Raw genomic sequence first — 21,938 nt, 5'->3', positions numbered from 1 at the left:
CGGCGTACTGGCCCTTGAGTCTCTGAGCGACTCGAGGCCCAGTGGGCGGTCCGGGCGGGGGTCAGGCCTCCTGGCGCTGGACCGTACGCCGGCGCAGCAGGTAGCCGCCGACCAGGCCGATCAGCAGGGCGAAGAGCACGCCGAGGTTGGCGAAGGCCCAGTCACCGTCCTTGCCGCCGAGGCCGAGCGGGGCGAGGAGGTAGCCCTGCCAGTTGTTCCACGACGCGTCGTCGGTGAACGTGTTGATGACCAGGCCCCAGCCCACCACCGACGCGACGACCATGGTGCCGAGCGAGGTCCAGTCGAAGGAGCCGTAGCGGCCGGAGGCGTCGAAGAGGGCTTCCTCGTCGTAGTCGCGGCGGCGCAGAGCGAGGTCGGAGATCATGATCCCCGCCCACGCGGCGAGCGGGACGCCGAGGGTGATCAGGAAGCTCTGGAACGGGTTGATGAAGTTGTCGGCGAAGAAGACGACGTAGATCGTGCCGAGGGTGAGCAGCACGCCGTCGACGCCGGCGGCCTGCGGCCGCTTGAGCCGCACCCCGAGCGAGAGCAGGGTCAGGCCCGAGGAGTAGATGCCGAGCACGGCGCCGCTGACCAGCGAGAGGATCGCCGCGAGCAGGAACGGCACCAGGCACCACGTCGGCAGCAGCGTCGCCAACGTGCCGATCGGGTCGCCCGCGACGCCGTCGAGGATCTCGCTCGAGGACCCGGCCAGCGCCAGGCCGAAGAGGACGAGGACGACGGGCGCCAGTGCGCCGCCGAAGGTGTTCCACGCGACGATCGAGGCACCCGGGGCGGTGCGCTTCTGGTAGCGCGACCAGTCGGCGGCGATGTTGATCCAGCCGAGGCCGAAGCCGGTCATCACCATGACCAGCGCGCCGATGACCGCCTGGGTGGACCCGGACGGGATGTCCTGCACGGCCGACCAGTCGATGTCGTCGAGGGTGAGCGCCATGTAGAGGACGGTCACGATGCCGGTGATCCACGTCAGCACCGACTGCATCCGCATGATGATGTGGTAGCCCGCGACGCTCGCGCTGACGATCAGCGCGGCCACGACGACCGCGGCGACCACCTTGGTGCCGGTGCCGCCACCCCAGCCGAGGCGGGTGAAGATCGTCGAGGTGGCGAGCACGGCGAGGATCGCCAGGAACGTCTCCCAGCCGATCGACACCAGCCACGAGATCACGCCCGGCACCTTCTGCCCGTTCACGCCGAAGGCCGCCCGGCTCAGGATCATCGTCGGCGCCGAGCCGCGCTTGCCGGCGATCGCGATGATCCCGCACAGCAGGAACGACACCACGATGCCGACGACCGACACGAGGACGGCCTGCCAGAACGAGATGCCGAAGTAGAGGACGAACGAGGCGTAGCTGAGGCCGAAGACCGACACGTTGGCCGCGAACCACGGCCAGAACAGGTCCCTGGGCTCCGCGGTGCGCTCGGACTCCTCGATGATCTCGATGCCGGTGGTCTCGACGCCGAGCCGGCGGGTCTGCTCGAGGCCCGAGCCGGGGGTCGCTGTGTCGCTCATGCCCTGATCGTCGCGCACCCGAGGTCCCCGTGCCAGCACCGGGCGCCCCTGCCCGTCGCAACAATTCGGGCCTGCGTGACGTCACATGCGACAGTTCCGCGTCCGTCTCGAGGGGAAGATCCATGTCGTCCGTCCGCACCGTCCTGCTGTCCACCACCACCGCCGCGATCGGCCTGGCCGGGACCCTCGTCCTGGGCGTCCCCAGTGCCGCGGCCGCGCCCACCTGCCAGGGCCGGGAGGCGACCGTCGTGGGGCCGAACTCAGGCCGCAGCACCGTCGGGACACCGGGCGACGACGTCATCGTGACCACGGCGGAGGGCTTCGAGGGTCCGGGCAGCATCACGTCCGGCGACGGCAACGACCTGGTGTGCATCGCGGTCGGCACCGGCCCGCTCCCCGGCGCCGAGGTCGACGCCGGGTTCGTGGTCGCGACCGGCAACGGGGACGACACCGTCGTGGTCGAGGAGCCGCGCCGCACCAGCTACCTGGCCGTCGTGCTGGGCGCCGGCGACGACACGTTCGTCGGGTCCGACCGCAACGAGACGGTGTACGCCGGCGAGCGTCCCAGCAGCGAGCGACTCGGTGCGGACGACGGTCGCGACACCATCACGGCCGGAGGGGGCGAGGACCACGTCTACACCGGTTCGCCGCTGCCGGACACCCCGAACAACGACGTCGTCTCCACAGGCGACGGCCAGGACACGGTCGTGCACGGCGGCACCGGCACGACCCTCGACAACGGTGCCGGTGACGGCGACAACCTGTCCCTCGTGCGTCACCGCTGGGGACAGGCGCGGGTCACCGTCGACAACCGCGCGCGCCTGGCGTCCGGTGACGCCGGGGTGTTCCTCCGATGGAGCAACGTCCACTTCCTGAACGTCGAGGTCGACTCCCCTGCGACCGTCATCGGGTCCGACGCGGACGAGATCGTCTACGCCTCCTCCACCCTGCCGCTCGAGCAGCGCGCCTCCGTCCCGGTGGACGTCCACCTCAACGGGGGCCACGACTCCTTCACCTTCAGCGACGGCCCACTGGCGGGCCGTGTCGACGGCGGCGCCGGTATCGACAGCCTCGAGGTGCCGATCTGTGCCGACGTCAGGTACGTGCTCGACAGCTCGTTCACCTGCACCCGCAACGGCGACAGCGGACCCGTCACCCTCACCGCCGGCGTGGCGGGCATCGAGGGTCGGGCCGTCGTACGCGCCCGCCAGGACGCAGTCGTGGTCGGCAGCGCCGACGACGACGCCGTGGTCGTCAACGCCCGACGGATCCGGATGTTCGGGCACGGCGGGGACGACACCCTCACCGTGTCACCGCTCGTCCGGGCGCGGGCCAGCGTTCTCGTCGTCGGTGGAGCGGGCAGCGACGAGCTGAGGGGCGCGAGGAGCGCGGACACGCTGCGCGGAAGCTCCGGGCGCGACGTCCTCCTCGGCAGCTCCGGTGGGGACCGGCTCCTCGGCGGCGCCGGCCGCGACCTGGCCCGGGGTGGTCAGGGTCGGGACACCTGCAGCGCCGAGCGGCACAGCGGCTGCGAGGTCGTACGCCGCTGACCCCGCGTCAGGCGAAGAGGGCCTGGCCGACGTGCTCCCCCGGCCGCACGCCGGGCGGCACCGCGAACAGCGCCGAGCCGGTGAACCTCAGGTACTCGACCAGGGCGTCGGACTTCGACATCGCCAGCTGGAGCGGGACGAAGTGCGTGTCGGGGTCGCGGACGTAGGCGATGAAGAACAGGCCGGCGTCCAGCCCGCCGACGGCGTTCGACCCGTCGACGAAGTTGTAGCCGCGGCGCAGCATGCGGGCGCCCCCGTGCTGGTCGGGGTGGACGACCCGGACGTGCGCGTCGACCGCGATGACCGGCTGGTCGTTGCTGCCGGGCATGTCGAAGTCGGGCTCCGAGAACTCCCCGCCGCCCGACAACGGCGACCCGGTGTCCTTGGTGCGTCCGACGAACATCTCCTGGTCGCCCAGGGGCTGGCGGTCCCACACCTCGATCGTCATGTTGATCCGGCGCGCCACGAGGTAGGAGCCACCGGCGAGCCAGGCACCGGCCGTGTCGTCGTCGGGGCCGACCCAGACGTGCTCGTCGAGCGCCGCGGCCTCCTCGGCCTTGACGTTGGCGGTGCCGTCCTTGAAGCCGAAGAGGTTGCGCGGCGTGGACTGGCTCGTCGACGTCGTCGACGTCCGCCCGAAGCCCAGCTGCGACCACCGCACCGAGACCGTGCCGAAACCGATGCGGGCCAGGTTGCGGATCGCGTGCACCGCGACCTGGGGGTCGTCGGCGCAGGCCTGGATGCACAGGTCGCCGCCCGAGCGGGCCGGGTCGAGGACGTCGCCCGGGAAGTGCGGCAGCTCGCGCAGCGCCTCGGGCTGCCGGTCGGCGAGGCCGAAGCGGTCCCGGCCCTCCGCGTCGCGGAACAGCGAGGGGCCGAAGCCGAAGGTGATCGTCAGGCCACTTGCGGGCAGGTCGAGCGCCTCCCCGGTGTCGTCGGGCGGCAGGCGCGTGTCACCGCCGACCGCGCCGGTCCCCGCAGGCTCGCCGGCCGTCATCTGCTCGGCCGCGAGGGTCCAGCGCTGGAGCAGGTCGACGACCTCGTCGCGGGACTCGGTGACGACGTCGAAGGCGGCGAAGTGCAGCCGGTCCTGGGCCGGCGTGGTGATGCCGGCCTGGTGCGCGCCGCGGAACGGGTACGTCGCTGGCCGCCCGCCGGACGACAGCGTGGCCCCCTCCTCCCCCGCGTGCGCCGTCGTACGACCCGCGGCGAATGCGCCGGCCACCCCGGCGACCGCGGCCCCACCGCCCAGCAGGCCGCGCCTGCTGAGCCGCCCACCCGTGCGGGGTGCGGGCTGCTCGCTCAGGACAGGACCGCCGCGGTGAGGCGCGACAGCGGCTCTGAGAGCGCGTTGACGGCGTCCGACAGGCCCTTGACCTCGTCCGGGGTGAGGTCGTCGTAGGAGACGAAGCCGTCGCCGTCGCGCTGGGCGTCGAGCAGCTGCTGGAGCTCGTCGAAACGGGTGGTCAGCTGGTCGGCGAGGTCGGGGTCCTTCTCCTCGAGGATCGGCTGCACGCCCTCGAAGCCCACGCGGGCGCCGTCGACGTTGGCCTGGAAGTCCCACAGGTCGGTGCGCGACCAGTACTCCTCCTCACCGGTGACCTTGCCGGTGGCGACCTCCTCGAGCAGGCCGCGCGAGCCGTTGGCGATGGCGTCGACGGTGTACGTCAGCTCCTGCACGCGCAGGTCGAGCTCCTCGGTGTTGGCGAGCAGGTCGTCGGCGTAGGTCGCGCGCTGCTTCTCGGTCAGCGCCGTGTAGCCCTTCGCGCGCTGCGGCCACAGGTCCTTCTCGATCAGGTGCCACCCGGTCCACTTCTGGCCAGGCTCGAGGTCGGCCTCCCGGGCGTCCATCATCGGGTCGAGGTCGCCGAAGGACTCCGCGACGGTCTCGATGCGCTCCCAGTGGGTGCGGGCGACGGGGTAGAGCGCGCGGGCGGCGTCGTCCTCGCCGGCCTTGTAGAGGTCGACGAACTCCTGCGTCTTCTCCAGGAGCTGGGCCGACTGGTCCTCGACGTAGGCGGCGTAGTTGGCCTGCGCCTCCTGGACGAGCTGGGCCTCGTCCTCGCTGACGGCGACGTCCTCGTCCGAGGCGGTGACGGTGAAGTCGGAGCGGATGCCCTCACCGGTCATGCCCGGCTTGCAGGCGGTGACGTACGACCCTGCCGGGGCGTTGACGGTCAGGGAGCGGCTGATGCTCGGGCCGACGTTCTCGACCTCGGCGACGATGCGCAGCCCGTCCTCGCCGAGGAGGTAGAACTCGGTGACCTGGTCGCCGGAGTTGGTGACGTCGAAGGTCAGCGTGCCGGCGGGCGCCTCGTCGGCCGACAGGGTGCAGGCGTCCGCGGAGGAGTCCACCGTCAGCGCTCGGGGGTCACTGCCTTCGCTCCCGCCGGCGCCCGGGTCGGCGTTCTCGGTGCAGGCGGCGAGGAGGGGCAGGGCGACGAGGGCGGTCACCACGAGGGTCTTGCGCATGGCGTTGTGCTTCTTTCTCAGGCGGCCGCGCGCGAGGGCGCGACCGGGGTGGTGGAGCGTCGGCGGGCGCCGACGAGGAACAGGGCCACCACGGGCACGGCGTAGAGCAGCCAGGCGGCGGCCTCGAGCTTGGTGGTGGCCGGCGAGAAGTTGAAGATCCCCTTGAGCAGGGCGCCGTACCAGGTGTTCAGGTCGATCGCGTCGGAGACGTCGAAGGCCAGGTCGTTGAGCCCCGGCAGGAAGCGCGCCTCCTGCAGGTCGTGGACGCCGTAGGCGAGGACCCCAGCGGCGACGAGGATCAGGAACGCGCCGGTCCAGGTGAAGAAGCGCGAGAGGTTGATCGAGATCGCGCCGCGGTAGATGAGGTAGCCCAGCGCGACGGCGGTGAGGATGCCCAGCGCGGCACCGAGCAGCGGCTCCCACGTCGGGGTGCTCGTGCCGACCGCCTCGCGGGTGCCTGCCTGGGTCGCGGCCCAGATGAACAGCGCGGTCTCGAGCCCCTCGCGGCCGACCGCGAGGACGGCGACGACGACGAGCGACCAGCGGCTGCCCTCGGCGGCCTCGTCGATCCGTCCGCGGAGCTCGCCGCCGAGGCCGCGGGCGGCCCGGGCCATCCAGAAGATCATCCAGGTGACGAAGCCGACCGCGACGATCGAGAGCCCGCCGCCGATCAGCTCCTGAGCCTCGAAGGTGAGCCCGCGCGGGCCGAAGGTCAGGACCGCGCCGAAGGCCAGGCTGACGCCGACGGCGAGCGCGACGCCCGCCCACACGCGCGGCAGCAGGTGACGTCGCTCGGTCTTCACCAGGTAGGCGACCAGGATGCTCACGACCAGGGCCGCCTCCAGCCCCTCGCGCAACCCGATCAGGTAGTTCGCCAGCACAGCCGGGGATCCTACTCCTGAGGTTAGGCTTGCCTAATCATCGCCCACCTGGCGGCGCGGGCGCGCGTCGCGCGACCACGACCCCGCGCGCGTGGGCGGACATGCGAACGGCGCGCCGGCCGACCTCTTCTGGTCGTCCGACGCGCCGTGCGGTGGAGCGGGTGGGTCAGCGGGCTGAGGTGCCCTCGGTGTAGTCGGAGTCGTGCGACTTCACCCACGCCATGAGCTTGCGCAGCTCGCGGCCGGTCTGCTCGATCGGGTGCGACTCACCCTTCTTGCGGAACTCGGTGAACTCCGGCGAGCCGTTGTCCATGTCGGTGATGAAGCGCTCGGCGAACGCGCCGTTCTTGATGTCGGCGAGCACGGCCTCCATGTTCTTCTTCACGTCGGGAGTGATGACGCGCGGGCCGGAGACGTAGTCGCCGAACTCGGCCGTGTCGGAGACCGACCAGCGCTGCTTGGCGATGCCGCCCTCGTACATCAGGTCGACGATGAGCTTGAGCTCGTGGAGGCACTCGAAGTAGGCGACCTCGGGCTGGTAGCCGGCCTCGGTGAGGACCTCGAAGCCGTACATCACCAGCTGCGAGGCACCGCCGCAGAGCACGGCCTGCTCACCGAACAGGTCGGTCTCGGTCTCCTCGGTGAAGGTGGTCTTGATGCCGCCGGCACGCAGCCCGCCGATGGCCTTGGCGTAGGACAGCGCGACGTCCCAGGCCTTGCCGGACTCGTCCTTCTCGACCGCGACGAGCACCGGCACGCCGCGCCCGTCGACGTACTCGCGACGCACGAGGTGGCCGGGGCCCTTGGGGGCCACCATGAAGACGTCGACGCCGTCGGGCGGGGTGATGTAGCCGAAGCGGATGTTGAAGCCGTGGCCGAAGACCAGGGTGTCGCCGGGCGTGAGCGCAGGCGCGATCTCCTCGGCGTAGAGCTTCCGCTGGTGCTGGTCGGGCGCGAGGATCACGATCAGGTCGGACTCCTCGGCGGCCTCGCGCGGGGTGAGGACGCGCAGGCCCTCGGCCTCGGCCTTGTCGCGGCTCTTCGAGCCGGGCTGCAGGCCGATCCGGACGTCGACGCCGGAGTCGCGCAGGGACAGCGCGTGGGCGTGGCCCTGGCTGCCGTAGCCGATCACCGCGACGTTCTTGCCCTGGATCAGGCTCAGGTCGGCGTCGTCGTCGTAGAACATCTCAGCCACTGGGGGCTCTCCTTCACGGGTTGTTTTCTTGCTGACTGGTCTGGTCTCGAGGCTCGGCCGCGGGCGGCCTCGCACCTCAACCAGCGAGGGTGGGACTGGGCTTGATGGCGGACACGGGGGCGGGCACGGCGACCGGGCGCTGGGACCGCTCGCTGATGGACCGGGAGCCGCGACCGATCGCGACCATGCCCGACTGGACGAGCTCGCGGATCCCGAAGGGCTCCAGGACGCGGAGCAGGTCGGCGAGCTTGTCGGCGTTGCCGACGGCCTGGACCGTCACGGCCTCGGGCGAGACGTCGACCACCTTGGCCCGGAACAGCTGCACGGCGTCGAGCACCGCGCCACGGGTGCCGGCGTCGGCGCGGACCTTGACCAGCAGCAGCTCGCGGTTCACCGAGCCGGGACCGTCGAGCTCGACGATCTTGATCACCTCGACGAGCTTGTTGAGCTGCTTGGTGACCTGCTCCAGCGGGGACTCCTCGACGTTGACCACGATGGTCATCCGGGAGACCTCGGGGTGCTCGGTCGGGCCCACGGCGAGGCTGTCGATGTTGAAGCCGCGGCGGGAGAACAGGCCGGCGATCCGGGCGAGGACACCGGGCTTGTTCTCCACCAGGACCGAAAGCGTGTGCTTGCTGCTCATCAGATGTCGTCCTCGTCGAACTGGGGCGCGAGGTCGCGCGCGTACTTGATCTCGTCGTTGCTGGTGCCGGCGGCGACCATCGGCCACACCATCGCGTCGCGGTGGACCCGGAAGTCCACGACGACCGGCTGGTCGTCGATCGACATCGCCTTCTCGATGGTGGCGTCGACGTCGTCGGGCGACTCGCAGGCCAGGCCGATGCAGCCGTAGGCGTCGGCCAGCTTGACGAAGTCGGGGATCCGCTTGGAGTGCAGGTCGGTGTTGGAGTAGCGCTCGTTGTAGAAGAGCGTCTGCCACTGGCGCACCATGCCCAGCGACTCGTTGTTGATGATCGCGACCTTGATCGGGATGTCGTTGATCGCGCAGGTGGCGAGCTCCTGGTTGGTCATCTGGAAGCAGCCGTCGCCGTCGATGGCCCAGACCGTGGAGTCGGGCATGCCGACCTTGGCGCCCATCGCGGCCGGGACCGAGAAGCCCATGGTGCCGAGACCGCCGGAGTTGATCCACGTCTTGGGGTTCTCGTAGCCGACGAAGTGGGCGGCCCACATCTGGTGCTGGCCGACGCCGGCGACGTAGATCGAGTCGGGACCGGCGATCTGGCCGAGCCGCTCGAGGACGTACTGCGGGGCCAGCGAGCCGTCGGCAGGGGCGTCGTAGCCGAGGGGGTACTTCTGCTTGACCCCCGCCAGGAACGCCACCCACGCCTCGTAGTCGCCGTCGGCGACCTCGGCCTGGAGGAGCGCCACCAGCTGGGCGATGACCTCCCGGCAGTCCCCGACGATGGGGACGTCGGCGTGGCGGTTCTTGCCGATCTCCGCGGGGTCGATGTCGGCGTGGATGACCAGCGCGTTGGGGGCGAAGGAGTCGAGGTTGCCGGTGACCCGGTCGTCGAAGCGGGCACCGAGGCTGATGATCAGGTCGCTCTTCTGCAGCCCCGCCACGGCCGCGACGGTGCCGTGCATGCCCGGCATGCCGAGGTGCTGCGGGTGGCTGTCGGGGAAGGCGCCCCTAGCCATCAGGGTGGTGACGACGGGGATGCCGGTGAGCGCGGCCAGCTGGGCCAGCTCGCGCGAGGCGTTGGCCCGGATCACGCCACCGCCGACGTAGAGCACCGGCCGCTTCGCGTCGCGGATCAGCCGCACGGCCTCCTTGATCTGCTTGGCGTGCGGGGTGGTCACCGGACGGTAGCCGGGCAGGTGCAGCTCGCTCGGCCACGTGTAGGTGGTCTGCGCCTGGAGCGCCGACTTCGCGACGTCGACGAGCACCGGGCCGGGACGGCCGGTCGAGGCGATGTGGAAGGCCTCGGCGATCGTGCTCGGGATGTCGGCGGGGTCGGTGACCAGGAAGTTGTGCTTGGTGACCGGCATCGTGATGCCGCGGATGTCGGCCTCCTGGAAGGCGTCCGTGCCGATCATCGACGCCCCGACCTGGCCGGTCACCGCGACGAGCGGCACCGAGTCCATGTGGGCGTCGGCCAGCGGCGTGACCAGGTTGGTGGCGCCGGGGCCGGACGTGGCCATGCACACGCCGACCCGGCCGGTCGCCGCGGCGTAGCCCTGGGCGGCGTGCCCGGCGCCCTGCTCGTGACGCACGAGGATGTGCCGGATCCGGGTGGAGTCCATCAGGGGGTCGTACGCCGGGAGGATCGCGCCGCCCGGGATGCCGAAGATGTCGGTGACGCCGGCTGCCTCGAGGGACGTCACCAGGCTCTGCGCTCCGGTGACCTGTCCGCCCTGCTCGCTCATGGATCTTCTTCCTGGTTCGTGTGTGCGGTGCCTGCCCACCACTGTGAGCCCAACAAAAAACCCCTCGGCCCAGTGGGCGACGAGGGGTGACGCGCGTGCGTTGGTCGGAGTGACCTCAGCTCACGCGTCGCGTGCGTACAAGAATCTCGGTGCGCATGCGACAACCGTCGTCGCCGGGACCGTCCGGCGTCAAGCAAGTGTGACAGTCGTCCCAACATCTGGAACGCCGGTCTCGCGATGTGGCTGTCGCCGGACGCTCAGTCGCGGTCGAGCCGGGTGCAGATGCAGGACCGGTTGCCCTCGGCGTCCTCGACGACCCAGAAGCTCGGCGCCTCCGCGTCGCTGACGAGCCGGCCGCCGGCGTCGAGCACCGCCTGGAGCCGGCGCTCGCCCTCGTCGTGGGGCACCCAGACGTCGAAGTGCCAGCGCTGGGCCGGGTCCTGCGGCGGCAGGGACGACTCACCCGACTCGCCCTTCTGGAACCACAGCCCGGGCACCTGCCCGCTGGGGTCGGTGGGCTCGCCCTGGTCGTTGACCTCGCCGCCGAACAGCGCGGCGTAGAAGGCACCGAGGCGCTCGGGTGCCGTGGAGTCGAGGCCCGGCTCGAGCTGCGTGAGGCCGGAGGTGTCGGCCTCCGCGCCCGCCTCCGCCGCGAAGCCGCTGATCGTGCGGGCGAGGTCGAGGTCGCGGCTGGTGATGCCGCCGACGTCGTGGCTGCTGAGCGTCACGATCACCTCGGGGTAGGTCAGCGAGATGTCGGGGTGGTGATTCGCCGCCTCGGCGGCCGCGCCGATCCGGTCGACCAGGGCCAGCCCGGTGGCGAAGTCGCCGGTGCGGAAGCGCGCCCGGATCCCGGTGAGGAGGTGGCGCCAGTCGTCGAGGCCGGGCGCCTCGCGGACCTCGGTGGCGGTCAGCTTCTGCTTCGGGTCGGTGGTCGCGTCGCTCATGTCCTCGACCCTGCCACCTACCTCCGACAGCGGCCAGCCCCCGCGGGGAGGCCCCTCAGCCCAAGGTCTGGGTGACCTCGTGGGTGTCGCCGTCGACGACCACCCGAGCCAGCGCGCCGTTGACCAGCGGCAGGTGCGGCGGCACGTGACCGATCTCCAGGTCCCACACGACGGGCAGGTCGAGCCGGCCGAGCGCGTCGAGGACCGCGCCCTGCTGGGTGAGGTCGGGGTGGTCGGGGGCGCCCGTGCGCCCGACCAGGACCGCGACCGCTCGCTCGAACCAGCCGGCGAGCCGCAGGGCGTGGAGGTAGCGGCAGATGTTCACCGCGTGCTCCTCGCACGCCTCGACGTACACGATCGTGGGCTCGTCGAGCGCCTCCGCCCATGCCCGCACGTCGCCGTACGCCGTGCCGGCGAGGTTGGCGATCGTCTCGACGCAGCCGCCGATCAGCCGGCCGGAGACGTCGAGGCTGCCGCCACCCTCCAGCTCCCAGCTGCCCGTGCCGACGTGCTTCCACTCGGTCGCGCGCGGGTCCTCCTCGAAGCGCCACCAGTCGGTGATGACACCGGAGTCGCGCTGCGTGAACGGACCGGCCCCGCTCACCAGGTCGAGCCAGTGCAGCAGCCCGTCGGGGACGGAGTACGGCGTGTCGGCCAGGTTGTCGCCGTGGACGGTCGCCCAGCCCAGGCGGGTGGTGATCGGCACGAGGAGGGTCGAGAGGTCGGAGAAGCCGACCAGCCACGTCGGCTCCGCAGCGGCGAGCGCGTCCCAGTCCATCAGGTCGACCATGTCGATCGCGGTCTCCCCGCCCCACGGCGGCAGGACGCAGTGGATGTCGGGGTCGGCCAGCATCCGGGTGAGCTCGTCGGCACGCTGCTGCGCCGGCCCCGCAGTCAGCCCGGTGCCGTCCATGCACTCCCCCACCACGACGTCGTACCCGCGGTTGCGCAGCCAGTCGACACAGAACTCGATCCGCTTCGCCGCGTCGCCCGCGACGCCGGCGGACGGCGAGGTCACACCGATGCGGTCACCGGGGCGGAGCGGGGGCGGGAAGCGGAGCGTCGGGCTCATGCACCGAGTCTGTCACTGTGTGTCCATGGGATTCCTCGACCAGGCCATCCACGCCGCGACCGGGGTGCCGCGCCTCTACGCCGCCGGACTGAAGGCGGGGCTCGGGCCGTCCGGCGCCTTCGAGGTGCTGCGGATCTCGGAGGCCGCGCTGCGCGCCGCGGCGGCGCAGGGACGGGGCGTGCCGGGGCGCACCAACGCCATGCGGCACTTCATGTGGCAGGCCCTGCTGACGGCGCGCTTCGGGCGGCCGGCCGCCGCGGGGATCGCGCGGGCGCAGGAGCACGGCACGCCCAACGCGCGCGACTCGCGGATCGACGAGCACAACAACGGCGTCGGCCAGGAGTACGGCGACGCGCACGCCGAGGAGCTGAAGGGCCTCTCCACTGCCGACGCCATCTCCCGGCTCCTCCCGGTCGCGCTCCAGAAGTGGGACGCGGACGAGCTGATCTGGATCAAGCCACACTGAACCCTCGTCCCCACGACGCGACCTCGAGCCGGACTGCCGACCCCCGCGCTGGCACGTCCGGCTCCGTTGCCAGCGACGTCGTCCGGTCCTAGGTTCGATCGATGGGCACCAAGCCAGGCGCCCGGTGGTCGAAGGAGGGAAATGGTGAGGACGAGGAGACTTGCTTCGGTTCTCGCGGGCCTGGGGCTCGCGGCGACAGGGCTGGCAGCGATCCCGGCCGCGGACGCGGCGCAGTCAGGACGCGGCGGACACGGTAACCACGGACACGGACACGGACATGGCGGCGGCTCGGGCTGCGACAGTCGCACCAACAACTCGGTCAAGAAGCTGCTCGGGTGCGTGACGCTCAAGGGCGTGCTCGAGCACGAGAAGGCCCTGCAGAGGATCGCCGACCGCAACGGCGGCAACCGCGCCGCTGGCACGCCCGGCTACGACGCCTCGGTGGACTACGTCGAGTGGCGGCTGGAGCGGGCGGGCTACGACGTCTCGCGGCAGTCGTTCACCTTCTTCGACTTCCGCGAGCTGGGCCCCTCGGTCCTGCAGCAGACGGCCCCCGGCACGGTGACCTACGTCGAGGACACGGACTTCTCCGTCACCGACCACTCCGCCCCCGGCGACGTGACGGCAGCCGTGACGCCGGTCGACATCACGCTCGGGCTGGGCAACACCTCCACCAGCGGGTGCGAGGCCGCCGACTTCGCAGGCTTCCCGGCAGGCAACATCGCCCTGCTGCAGCGGGGAACGTGCACGTTCGAGATCAAGGGCGAGAACGCCGCCGCTGCCGGTGCCGTCGGCATCGTGTTCATGAACCAGGGCAACACCGACGCCCCCGACCGCAATGGCATCCCCGCCGTCACGCTCGGCAACGGCTACACCGGTGGCATCCCGGCCGTCAACGCGACGTACGCGCTGGGCGCGTCCCTCTCGGCGACGCCCGGCCTGACGATGCGCGTGTTCGCCAACGTCAGCCGGCTCCTCAGCGAGAACGAGAACCTCATTGCCGAGTCGCGCAAGGGCGACCCGCACAACGTCGTGATGGCGGGTGCCCACCTCGACTCCGTGCGCGAGGGTCCGGGCATCAACGACAACGGTTCGGGGTCGAGCGCGCTGATCGAGGTGGCCGAGCAGATGGCCAAGCTCAAGCTCCCCAACAAGCTCCGCTTCGCGTGGTGGGGCGCCGAGGAGGCCAACCTCGTGGGGTCGAACCACTACGTGTCCCAGCTCGACGACGCAGGTCTCGCGGACATCGAGATGTACCTCAACTTCGACATGGTCGCCTCACCCAACTACGGGCTCTTCATCTACGACGGTGACGGGTCGGGCTTCGGGCTCGTCGGCCCCGACGGCTCCGACGAGATCGAGGGGCTCTTCGAGGAGTACTACGCCAAACGCGACATCCCGAGCGAGCCGACCGCGTTCAGCGGACGGTCCGACTACCAGGCGTTCATCAACAACGGCGTGCCCTCCGGTGGGCTGTTCACCGGCGCCGAAGGCGTCAAGACCGCCGCCCAGGCGGCGAAGTGGGGCGGCACGGCAGGAACGGCGTACGACCCGTGCTACCACGCGGCCTGCGACACCATCGCCAACCTCAGCCACAGGGCGCTCGACATCAACTCCGACGCCATCGCCTACGTGATCTACCTGTACGCCTCCGGGAGGCGGGTGATCAACGCCGGGTAGGGCCGGTCCTCAGGCGGGTCGTCCGTCCTGCTCGACCACCGGGTGGGCGAGCAGGCGGGCGACCACGTCCTCCAGGACCGCCCCCTGCCCGGACGTACTGAAGTCGGGATCCGTCGCCAGCCGGCCGAGGAAGCCGTCGAGCACGAGCAGCAGCCAGGCGGTGAGGTCGCGGGGCGAGAGGTCGGTGCGCACCTCGCCCGCCTCCTGGGCCCGAGCCACCCACGGCTCCAGTCCCTCCTGCAGCGTCCGCGCGTCGAGGGCAAGGGCCGCCTCGATCTCGGGCTCCCCCATCACCGCACCCACGGCACGGACGAAGCCGGCGATCCGCGGGTCGGCGAACTCCTCGACGGCGTGCCGGACGTAGGCGTCCACGACCGACCGCGGGGACGCGGCGGCGTCCTGGCCCGCGAACCACTCCGCGGTCTCCGCCGTGCCGAGGTCGAGGATGGCGAGCAGCACCTGCTGCTTGGTCGGGAAGTAGTGGAAGAAGGTCCCGGAGCCGATGCCCGCCTGCCGGCAGATCGCCGCCGTGCTCGTGCCGGCGTAGCCGTGCGCCGCGAAGCAGGAGAGGGCGGCGTCGATGATCACCAGCCGCCTGGCGAGGTGCTTCTCGGGATCGACCGTGCGGGCCATACGTCACTTCCTATTAATGGAGTACATGCTCTAGTATTGCAGCCATGGCGACCCCCGAGCACTGGCACCTCGCCGAGGACGGCCGGGAGCACGCCGTCGCGGTCGAGCAGGGCGCGCTGACCCGCGAGGTGGTGTGGACCCGTGACGGCGTGGAGCTCGCGCGGAAGAAGACCTCCGACGAGACGGTCGTCCTCTCGCCGAAGGGCCAGGACGAGGCGCTGCGCCTGAAGTTCGCCATGGTGGGACCCGCGCGCCGGGTGACGCTCCACGCCTCCGAGGCCGAGGCGCACACCGGTCTCGGCGGGACCGACCTCGAGCCCGAGGCCGGGTCGCGGGCGGCCCGACGGGCCGAGTGGATCGGCCGGCACCCGCACCTCCACACGGCGCGGCAGACCGCACTGGCGGCGGCCGGCGTCGGCGTACCCGTGCTCCTCGTCTGGCTGCTGTCGATGGTGCCGTGGCCAAGCCTCGGCATCCCGTGGCCGGACCTGCCGTCGATCCCCTGGCCCGACCTGCCGTCCATCCCGTGGCCGGACATCTCGCTGCCGGCGATCCCGTGGCCCGACCTCAGCCTGCCCTCCCTGCCCGCGTGGACCGAGCCGGTCCGCAAGCTCGTCGTCCCGGTGCTGATCGCCTTCTTCATCGCCCGGGGCGAGGTGAAGCGGCGGCGGAAGGCGGAGGAGCGCCGCCGACTGGGCGTTGAGTCTCCTGGAGACTCAACGTCGAGCACGGCTACGGACCCCAGGCGGTGAGGCCCTCGCGGTCGTGCTCGCCGTGGGGCCAGACCGCGCGGACGACGCCGGCTGCGGCGAGGGCCTTGCGGCACCCCGGGCACGGCGGGTCGGTGATGTAGGCCGTCGCACCCTTGGTGTCGCGGGTCGCGAACAGCAGCGCGTTGACCTCGGCGTGGATCGCGATGCAGAAGCCGGCCGTGCCGGGCCGGTCGTAGTCGCCGAGTCCGGGGACGGCGTCGTACCCGAGCTGGCCGCGGGGGCAGGCGCCCTGCAGGCAGTCGTCCTCCCCCGGCGCGGCGCCGTTGTAGCCGGTGGCGATGATCCGGTGGTCGATCGTCAGCACCGCGCCGACCCGGCGGCGGGTGCACTTGGCGCGCGCGGACACCGCGGCGGCGATGCCGAGGAAGTAGTCGTCCCAGCCGGGAACGGCGGTCGGCTCGAGGTGGTCGCTCACGGGAGCACAGACTGCCCGATGTCGCCGGGGTTGTAGGCGACTTCCCAGCGGAACCCGTCCGGGTCGGCGAAGTAGCCGGTGTAGCCGCCCCACTCGCGCTCGACCGCCTCGCCGATCTCCTTCGCTCCCGCGACGGACGCCTGCTCGAGGACCGTGTCGACGCCCCGCTTGCTGGCAACGTTGTGGGCCAGGGTGATCGGGGGTACGCCGCCGCGTGCGGGCCGGTGCCCGACCTCGTCGATGAAGGACGCCTCGGCCCACAGGCTCAGCACGACCTTGTCGGCGACCCGGAACATCAGCACCTCCCCGGGCTCGTGGAGCTCGGGCTCCCAGCCCAGGCCGTCGACGTAGAAGCGCCGGGTGGCCTCCATGTCGGTCACGACGAGGGTGATGAAGCTGACCCGCTGGTCCATCTCACTGCTCCTCCTGCTGCTGGGCCTGCTGCTCGGGCGGGCGCGCGGCCAGGCGCACGCGCTGGCGGCCCATCGCGTCGAAGTTGCGGTCGTCGAGCCAGTCGTCGAGGGCGGCGCGCACCCGCGGCCACTCGCCGTCGGTGATCGAGAACCAGTCGGTGTCGCGGTTGCGGCCCTTGTAGACCACGGCGTTGCGGAAACGGCCCTCCCAGATGAAGCCGAGCCGGATCGCGGCGCGGCGCGAGGGGGCGTTGAGGCTGTCGCACTTCCACTCGTAGCGACGGAAGCCCAGGTCGTCGAAGGCGTGCCGCATCAGCAGCGCCATCGCCTCCGTGGCGGCACGGCTGCGCTGGAGCTGCCGGCCGAAGCTGATCCCGCCGACCTCGATCGAGCCCATCACCGGGTCGATCCGCATGAGCGAGCAGAAGCCCGCGGCCCGGCCGGTCTCGACGGGGACGATCGCGTACATCACCTGGCCGTGGTCGCCCTCCCCGTGCTCGACGATCGCGGCCATCTCGTCCCGGTCGCGCGGGCGGTCCCAGAACAGGTACGTCCAGAGCTGGTCGTCGTCCTCCCCGCAGACCGCGGCGTACAGGTCGTCGACGTGCTGTGGCCCGACCGGCTCGAGCCGGACGCCCTTGCCCTCGAGGACGGTCGCCTTCTCCGGCGGGGTCGCGGGGGTCCAGTCGACCGGGCGCCCGAGGCGCTGGCCGTGGTCGTTCTCGCTCATCGCGCCTCCGCCAGGGCGGTCGCCACCGCGGCCATCCCGCGCTCGACCTCGTCGAACGACGTGGACAGTGGCGAGAGGCCGATCCGCAGGCCGCCCGGGTCGCGGTAGTCGGGGATCACGTCGCGCTCCCACAGCCGGGCGGTCACCTCGCGCATCCGGGTGTGGTGGAGGGTGACGTGTCCGCCTCGCTGGGCCGGGTCGCGCGGTGAGGCGAGGGTGACCCCGGGCAGGGTCGCGTCGGCGAGCTCGACGGCGTACGACGTGAGGGCGACGGACTTCGCGCGGATCGCCTCCATGCCGGCCTCCTCGACGAGCTCGAGCATGCTCTGCATCGCGACCATCCCGAGGATCGGCGGGGTGCCGGAGATGAAGCGGCGGATGCCCGTCGCGGGCGCGTAGCCCGGACCCATCAGGAACGGGTCGGCGTGACCCATCCAGCCCTGGATCGGCTGGGTCAGCTCGTCTTGGAGGCGGGCGTTGACGTAGCCGAAGGCCGGCGAGCCGGGTCCGCCGTTGAGGTACTTGTAGGTGCAGCCGACGGCGATGTCGCAGTCCCACGCGTCGAGCTCGACCGGCACCGACCCGGCCGAGTGGCAGAGGTCCCAGAGCACGAGCGCGCCGGCGTCGTGGGCGATCCGGGTGAGGGCGGGCGCGTCGGCCAGCCACGCCGAGCGGTAGGCCACGTGGCAGAGCACGACGAGGGCCGTGCGCTCGCTGACGGCCGCGGCGAGCTGGTCGGCGGTGACCCCCTCCGTGGTGTCGACCTCGATCCAGCGCAGCGTGAGCCCGCGCTCCGCGGCGATCCCCTCGGCGACGTAGCGGTCGGTGGGGAAGTTGTCGGTGTCGATGACGATCTCGGTGCGCGCGGGGTCACGGCGCACGGCGGCGTCGACCGCGGCGCGCATCAGCTTGTAGAGCCAGACGGTGGTGGAGTCGCCGATCGTGGTCTGGCCGCCGGAGGCGCCCAGACAGATGCGAGCGAGGTCGTCCCCGAGGGTCGTCGGCAGGTCCATCCACCGCTCGTCCCAGCCGCGGATCAGGCGACCGCCCCACTCCTCCTGCACGAACGACGCGAGCCGGTCGGCCGTGGCCGCGACCGGACGGCCGAGGGAGTTGCCGTCGAAGTAGACGAGGTCGGTCCCTGCGCCGACGAAGCGCTCGCGGAAGTCGGCGAGCGGGTCGGCGGCGTCGAGCTGTGCGGACGTGAGGGAGGCGGCGGTGGGCACGAGGCCCACCTTCTCAGATCGCGGTCAGTACACCTCCAGCTCGTGGAGGGAGAACCCGTACGACGTCGCCCGGGTGAGCAGGCTCAGCCGGACGTGGCGGGCGTTCGTGGGCGTGAACGCCACGGTGTCGAGGCCACCGTCGCTGCCGCGAACCTGGCCGACCGTGCGCCACGTCGAGCCGTCGGTGGAGACCTGGACGTCGTAGTCCCTGGCGTGCGCGGCCTCCCACCGCACTGTCACCTTGCCGACGGCCTGCGCCGAGCCCAGGTCGACCCGGAACCACTGGTTGTCCTTCCACTCGCTCGCCCAGCGGCTCGCGGTGTCGCCGTCGACGGCCTTCGGCGGCTTGAAGCTGCCGAAGAGCGTCCACTCGGTGGTGCTGGCGCTGGCCGCCTTGTCGCGCGCCCGGTTGGGTGCGGCACGCCAGGCGCGGGTGGCGTTCCAGGTGTCGAGGTACATCTGGGCGCCGCCCGCGAGCGAGTCCACGACGTCCTGCCCGCCGACCAGCCGGATGTCCTCGATCCAGTCCGGGACCAGGCCGTAGTGGGCGACGCCGTCGGTGTTGACGTCCCAGGTGCGCTGGCCGGTCGTCTGGCGCTGCAGGACCGACCCGCCGTCGAAGCTGGTGAACGGGTACGTCACGTTGCCGTGGCGCGGCGCGGGGGTGCCGCCGACCCCGTTCATGTCGGTGCCGAACGCGTACGCCTTGCCGTAGCGCGCCCGCAGCGCCTGCTCGGACTGCCAGTCGGCGACGAACTCGTCGGCGCGGTGGCCGTACTGGGCGATCAGGCCGCCGCGCTCGTAGACCCGCTCGTGCCAGCTCGGGTCCATCCACGAGTGGCTGGAGACCACGCCCGGGTAGCCCGCGCTGTCGAGGATGTCGAGGGCGCGGCCGGCGGCCTTCACGCTCATGTGGTCGACCTCGAGCATCATGCCGCGCGCCATCAGCCCGCGCAGGGCGTACTCCCCCAGGCCGGTGAGGCCGCGGGTGTTGCAGCGCTTCGTGGTGTCGTACGCCGGTGGATCGGCCGGGAAGAGGTCGGCCAGCGCGCCGGTGAGGTCGGCGCTGGAGATCGGGTTGTCGGCCTGCGGGCCGCGGCACCGCTCCGTCTGCCAGAAGGTGCCGGTGGAGAGGAACTGGCCGGCGTTGACCGCCACGCCCGTGGTGCCCGTGTCGAAGCGGACGCCGCACAGCGCGTTGTCGAACTTGTGGCACAGGAAGGTCGAGGAGATGCCGAGCCGCTGGAACTCGTCCAGGCCGCGGTCGATGTCGGCGCGGTTGCACTGCGGGACGTCGAGGACCATCTTGCAGCCGAACGGCTCGGACATCTCGACGCCGAGGACCATCGCCATCTTCCCCTGCTCGATGACCGAGCGGGCCTGCTGGGGTGTGGTCACGATGCGCAGCCAGCCCTTGCCGGGGCCGCCGTACATGGTGTCGATGTAGGCCTCGAGGTCCCGGCTCTTCTGGGCCTGCAGGCGGATCGCGTCCATCTCGTTGCAGCCGCGGTCGCGCGGGAGGAACGAGCAGATCAGGCCGTTGGTGACGAGGTCGTTCACCATGATCCGTACGCCGCCGCGCCAGGCGCGCTCCATCCATGCGTAGTAGTTCTGCTGGTGCGAGAGGGAGTCGTGCTTCGGCCAGTGCGCGAACGTCGGGTAGCCCACGGGGTCGTGGGTGCCGTCGTCGCCGCCGGTGGCGTGCTCGAAGATCGCGCCGATGCCGTTGGGGTAGTGCTCCGGGCAGTCCATCAGCGCCTGCTGGATGCCGGCGGGGTCGAAGACCTTGCCGCAGATCATCCGGCCACCGAACCCCTCGTTGGCGAACACGTGGTTGTGCGCCTCGAGGAAGCCGCGTACGTCGCCGTCGGCGTCCGTGCCGGTGAAGGGCGCGCCCGTGACGTTGATCTGCGAGTCGGGGCTCGGGCGGTTCGGCGGGTCCCACCAGCTGGATGTGTCGGCGGCCGTGGCTCCCACGCCGACGAGCGACAGGCAGCACACCAGCGCCGCCAGGACAGACAGGACCGAGCGACGCATGTTCCCTCCCAAGACCGGATGCGACTCCTCGTCAAACTAGCGTTTGCGCATCCGGCCGGGAAGGGCCTGCGGGATCAGTAGCAGACGGCTCCGTGAGCGGCCGACTGGACGACCTTGCGGTACTTGCCGAGCACGCCGCGGGTGTACTTCGGGGGCAGCGGCTCCCAGCCCTCGGCCCGCTGGGCGAGCTCGGCCTCGTCGACGTGCACGTCGAGGGTCATGTTGGCGACGTCGAGGGTGATCTGGTCGCCGTCGCGGAGGAAGGCGATCGGTCCGCCGTCGCTGGCCTCGGGCGCGATGTGGCCGACGCAGAGTCCGGTCGTGCCGCCGGAGAAGCGGCCGTCGGTGATGAGCAGGACGTCCTTGCCCAACCCGGCGCCCTTGATCGCGCCGGTGATGGCGAGCATCTCGCGCATGCCGGGACCGCCCTTGGGGCCCTCGTAGCGGATGACGACGACGTCGCCGGGCTTGATCGCGCCCTCGGTGAGCGCGTCGAGGGCCTTGCGCTCGCCGTCGAAGACGCGGGCGGTGCCGGTGAAGGTGGAGTCGTCGAAGCCGGCGCTCTTGACCACGGCGCCGTCCGGGGCGAGCGAGCCCTTGAGGATCGTCAGGCCGCCGGAGGCGTGGATCGGCTTGTCGAGCTCTCGGAGGATCACCCCGTCGAGCGGCTTGGGGTCGAGCTCGGCGAGGTTCTCCGCCATCGTCTTGCCGGTGCAGGTGAGCACGTCGCCGTGGAGGTGGCCGGCGTCGAGCAGCGCCTTGAGCAGCACGGGGATGCCGCCGACGCGGTCGAAGTCGGTCCACACGAAGCGGCCGAACGGCTTCATGTCGGCGAGGTGCGGGACCTTCTTGCCGATGCGGGTGAAGTCGTCGAGGGTCAGGTCGACCTCGGCCTCGCGGGCTATGGCGAGGAGGTGCAGCACCGCGTTGGTCGAGCCGCCGAGGGCCATCGCCATCGCGATCGCGTTCTCGAAGGCGGGACGGGTCATGATCTGGCGGGCGGTGATGCCCTGGCGCAGCATGTTGACCACGGCCTCGCCGGACTTGTGGGCGAAGCCGTCGCGGCGACGGTCCACGGCCGGCGGGGACGAGCTGCCCGGGAGGCTCATGCCGAGGGCCTCGGCGACGCTGGCCATCGTGTTGGCGGTGTACGCGCCACCGCAGGCGCCCTCGCCCGGACAGATCGCACGCTCGACCTTGTCGACCTCCTCGCGGGTGATCTTGCCGGCGAGGCAGGCGCCGACGGCCTCGAAGGCGTCGATGATCGTGACGTCGCGGCCGTCGACCTGGCCGGGCATGATCGTGCCGGCGTAGAGGAAGACGCTGGCCAGGTCGAGTCGGGCGGCGGCCATCAGCATGCCGGGCAGCGACTTGTCGCAGCCGGCGAGCAGCACCGAGCCGTCGAGGCGCTCGGCCATCATCACGGTCTCGACCGAGTCGGCGATGACCTCACGGCTGACCAGGGAGAAGTGCATGCCCTCGTGGCCCATGGAGATGCCGTCGGAGACGGAGATGGTGCCGAACTC

At 71.4% G+C, this 21,938-nt stretch carries 20 protein-coding genes; 4 read left to right on the top strand and 16 right to left on the bottom strand.

Annotation, left to right across the window (positions count from 1 at the left end):
- Positions 1–61 precede the first annotated feature (61 nt).
- On the bottom strand, positions 62–1,534 hold the full coding sequence (locus ACE3QY_RS20900) for a cytosine permease (protein WP_374457992.1): 1,473 nt from the start codon (positions 1,532–1,534) through the stop codon (positions 62–64).
- Positions 1,535–1,656: 122 nt separating this feature from the next.
- Here ACE3QY_RS20900 and ACE3QY_RS20895 point away from each other — a divergent pair, with 122 nt between their 5' ends.
- Positions 1,657–3,084, top strand: a complete 1,428-nt coding sequence (locus tag ACE3QY_RS20895; RefSeq protein WP_374457991.1) for a calcium-binding protein — start codon at positions 1,657–1,659, stop codon at positions 3,082–3,084.
- Between the two features lie 7 nt (positions 3,085–3,091).
- Here ACE3QY_RS20895 and efeB read toward each other — a convergent pair whose 3' ends face one another.
- From efeB to ACE3QY_RS20855, 8 genes are all read right to left on the bottom strand, one after another.
- On the bottom strand, positions 3,092–4,390 hold the full coding sequence (efeB, locus tag ACE3QY_RS20890; protein WP_374458026.1) for an iron uptake transporter deferrochelatase/peroxidase subunit: 1,299 nt from the start codon (positions 4,388–4,390) through the stop codon (positions 3,092–3,094).
- Positions 4,387–5,556: an iron uptake system protein EfeO gene (efeO, locus tag ACE3QY_RS20885; protein ID WP_374457990.1), complete on the bottom strand. Its 1,170-nt coding sequence runs from the start codon at positions 5,554–5,556 to the stop codon at positions 4,387–4,389. Before efeO ends, efeB begins: the two co-directional genes overlap by 4 nt.
- Positions 5,557–5,573: 17 nt before the next feature.
- Positions 5,574–6,437, bottom strand: coding sequence for an iron uptake transporter permease EfeU (gene efeU / locus ACE3QY_RS20880; protein WP_374457989.1), 864 nt, complete (start codon positions 6,435–6,437; stop codon positions 5,574–5,576).
- A 166-nt stretch (positions 6,438–6,603) separates the two neighbouring features.
- Positions 6,604–7,632 carry a ketol-acid reductoisomerase gene (gene ilvC, locus ACE3QY_RS20875; protein WP_374457988.1) on the bottom strand — a complete coding sequence of 343 codons (1,029 nt, stop codon included), beginning with the start codon at positions 7,630–7,632 and terminating at the stop codon, positions 6,604–6,606.
- Positions 7,633–7,708: 76 nt separating this feature from the next.
- A complete protein-coding gene (gene ilvN, locus ACE3QY_RS20870) occupies positions 7,709–8,275 on the bottom strand; it encodes an acetolactate synthase small subunit (RefSeq protein ID WP_374457987.1) in 567 nt (188 codons plus the stop codon).
- A complete protein-coding gene (locus ACE3QY_RS20865) occupies positions 8,275–10,020 on the bottom strand; it encodes an acetolactate synthase large subunit (protein ID WP_374457986.1) in 1,746 nt (581 codons plus the stop codon). Before ACE3QY_RS20865 ends, ilvN begins: the two co-directional genes overlap by 1 nt.
- A 257-nt stretch (positions 10,021–10,277) precedes the next feature.
- Positions 10,278–10,967, bottom strand: a complete 690-nt coding sequence (locus ACE3QY_RS20860; protein WP_374457985.1) for a 4a-hydroxytetrahydrobiopterin dehydratase — start codon at positions 10,965–10,967, stop codon at positions 10,278–10,280.
- Between the two features lie 55 nt (positions 10,968–11,022).
- A complete protein-coding gene (locus ACE3QY_RS20855; protein ID WP_374457984.1) occupies positions 11,023–12,039 on the bottom strand; it encodes a S66 peptidase family protein in 1,017 nt (338 codons plus the stop codon).
- Between the two features lie 25 nt (positions 12,040–12,064).
- Here ACE3QY_RS20855 and ACE3QY_RS20850 point away from each other — a divergent pair, with 25 nt between their 5' ends.
- Together ACE3QY_RS20850 and ACE3QY_RS20845 are read left to right on the top strand one after the other, a co-directional pair.
- Positions 12,065–12,505: a hypothetical protein gene (locus ACE3QY_RS20850; protein WP_374457983.1), complete on the top strand. Its 441-nt coding sequence runs from the start codon at positions 12,065–12,067 to the stop codon at positions 12,503–12,505.
- A gap of 339 nt (positions 12,506–12,844) precedes the next feature.
- A complete protein-coding gene (locus ACE3QY_RS20845) occupies positions 12,845–14,185 on the top strand; it encodes a M28 family metallopeptidase (RefSeq protein WP_374457982.1) in 1,341 nt (446 codons plus the stop codon).
- A 9-nt stretch (positions 14,186–14,194) separates the two neighbouring features.
- On the opposite strand, the gene ACE3QY_RS20840 is transcribed toward ACE3QY_RS20845, so the two are convergent.
- Complete coding sequence (locus ACE3QY_RS20840) at positions 14,195–14,818, bottom strand: TetR/AcrR family transcriptional regulator (RefSeq protein ID WP_374457981.1); 624 nt, start codon at positions 14,816–14,818, stop codon at positions 14,195–14,197.
- 44 nt (positions 14,819–14,862) lie between these two features.
- Between ACE3QY_RS20840 and ACE3QY_RS20835 the strand changes: the two genes are divergently transcribed.
- Entirely contained in the window at positions 14,863–15,570 is a 708-nt protein-coding gene (locus tag ACE3QY_RS20835; RefSeq protein WP_374457980.1) for a hypothetical protein, read from the top strand.
- Here the strand turns inward: ACE3QY_RS20835 and ACE3QY_RS20830 are convergent.
- The 6 genes from ACE3QY_RS20830 to ilvD all read right to left on the bottom strand — a co-directional run.
- Complete coding sequence (locus ACE3QY_RS20830; RefSeq protein WP_374457979.1) at positions 15,551–16,006, bottom strand: cytidine/deoxycytidylate deaminase family protein; 456 nt, start codon at positions 16,004–16,006, stop codon at positions 15,551–15,553. The genes ACE3QY_RS20835 and ACE3QY_RS20830 overlap by 20 nt on opposite strands.
- The gene (locus ACE3QY_RS20825; protein WP_374457978.1) at positions 16,003–16,419 is read right to left on the bottom strand and encodes a VOC family protein; all 417 of its coding nucleotides are present in this window, start codon (positions 16,417–16,419) and stop codon (positions 16,003–16,005) included. The genes ACE3QY_RS20830 and ACE3QY_RS20825 overlap by 4 nt, the downstream gene beginning before the upstream one ends.
- Position 16,420: 1 nt before the next feature.
- Positions 16,421–17,149, bottom strand: a complete 729-nt coding sequence (locus tag ACE3QY_RS20820) for a GNAT family N-acetyltransferase (protein WP_374457977.1) — start codon at positions 17,147–17,149, stop codon at positions 16,421–16,423.
- Complete coding sequence (kynU, locus tag ACE3QY_RS20815) at positions 17,146–18,375, bottom strand: kynureninase (RefSeq protein ID WP_374457976.1); 1,230 nt, start codon at positions 18,373–18,375, stop codon at positions 17,146–17,148. The genes ACE3QY_RS20820 and kynU overlap by 4 nt, the downstream gene beginning before the upstream one ends.
- 24 nt (positions 18,376–18,399) lie before the next feature.
- The gene (locus ACE3QY_RS20810) at positions 18,400–20,412 is read right to left on the bottom strand and encodes a discoidin domain-containing protein (protein ID WP_374457975.1); all 2,013 of its coding nucleotides are present in this window, start codon (positions 20,410–20,412) and stop codon (positions 18,400–18,402) included.
- A gap of 74 nt (positions 20,413–20,486) precedes the next feature.
- On the bottom strand, positions 20,487–21,938 hold a 1,452-nt coding region (ilvD, locus tag ACE3QY_RS20805), incomplete at its 5' end, for a dihydroxy-acid dehydratase (protein WP_374457974.1).

The sequence above is a fragment of the Nocardioides sp. genome (assembly GCF_041913365.1).
Taxonomy (GTDB): Bacteria; Actinomycetota; Actinomycetes; order Propionibacteriales; family Nocardioidaceae; genus Nocardioides.
Note: the sequence above shows the minus strand (reverse complement) of the source record. Positions and strands in the feature narration are given on the sequence as shown.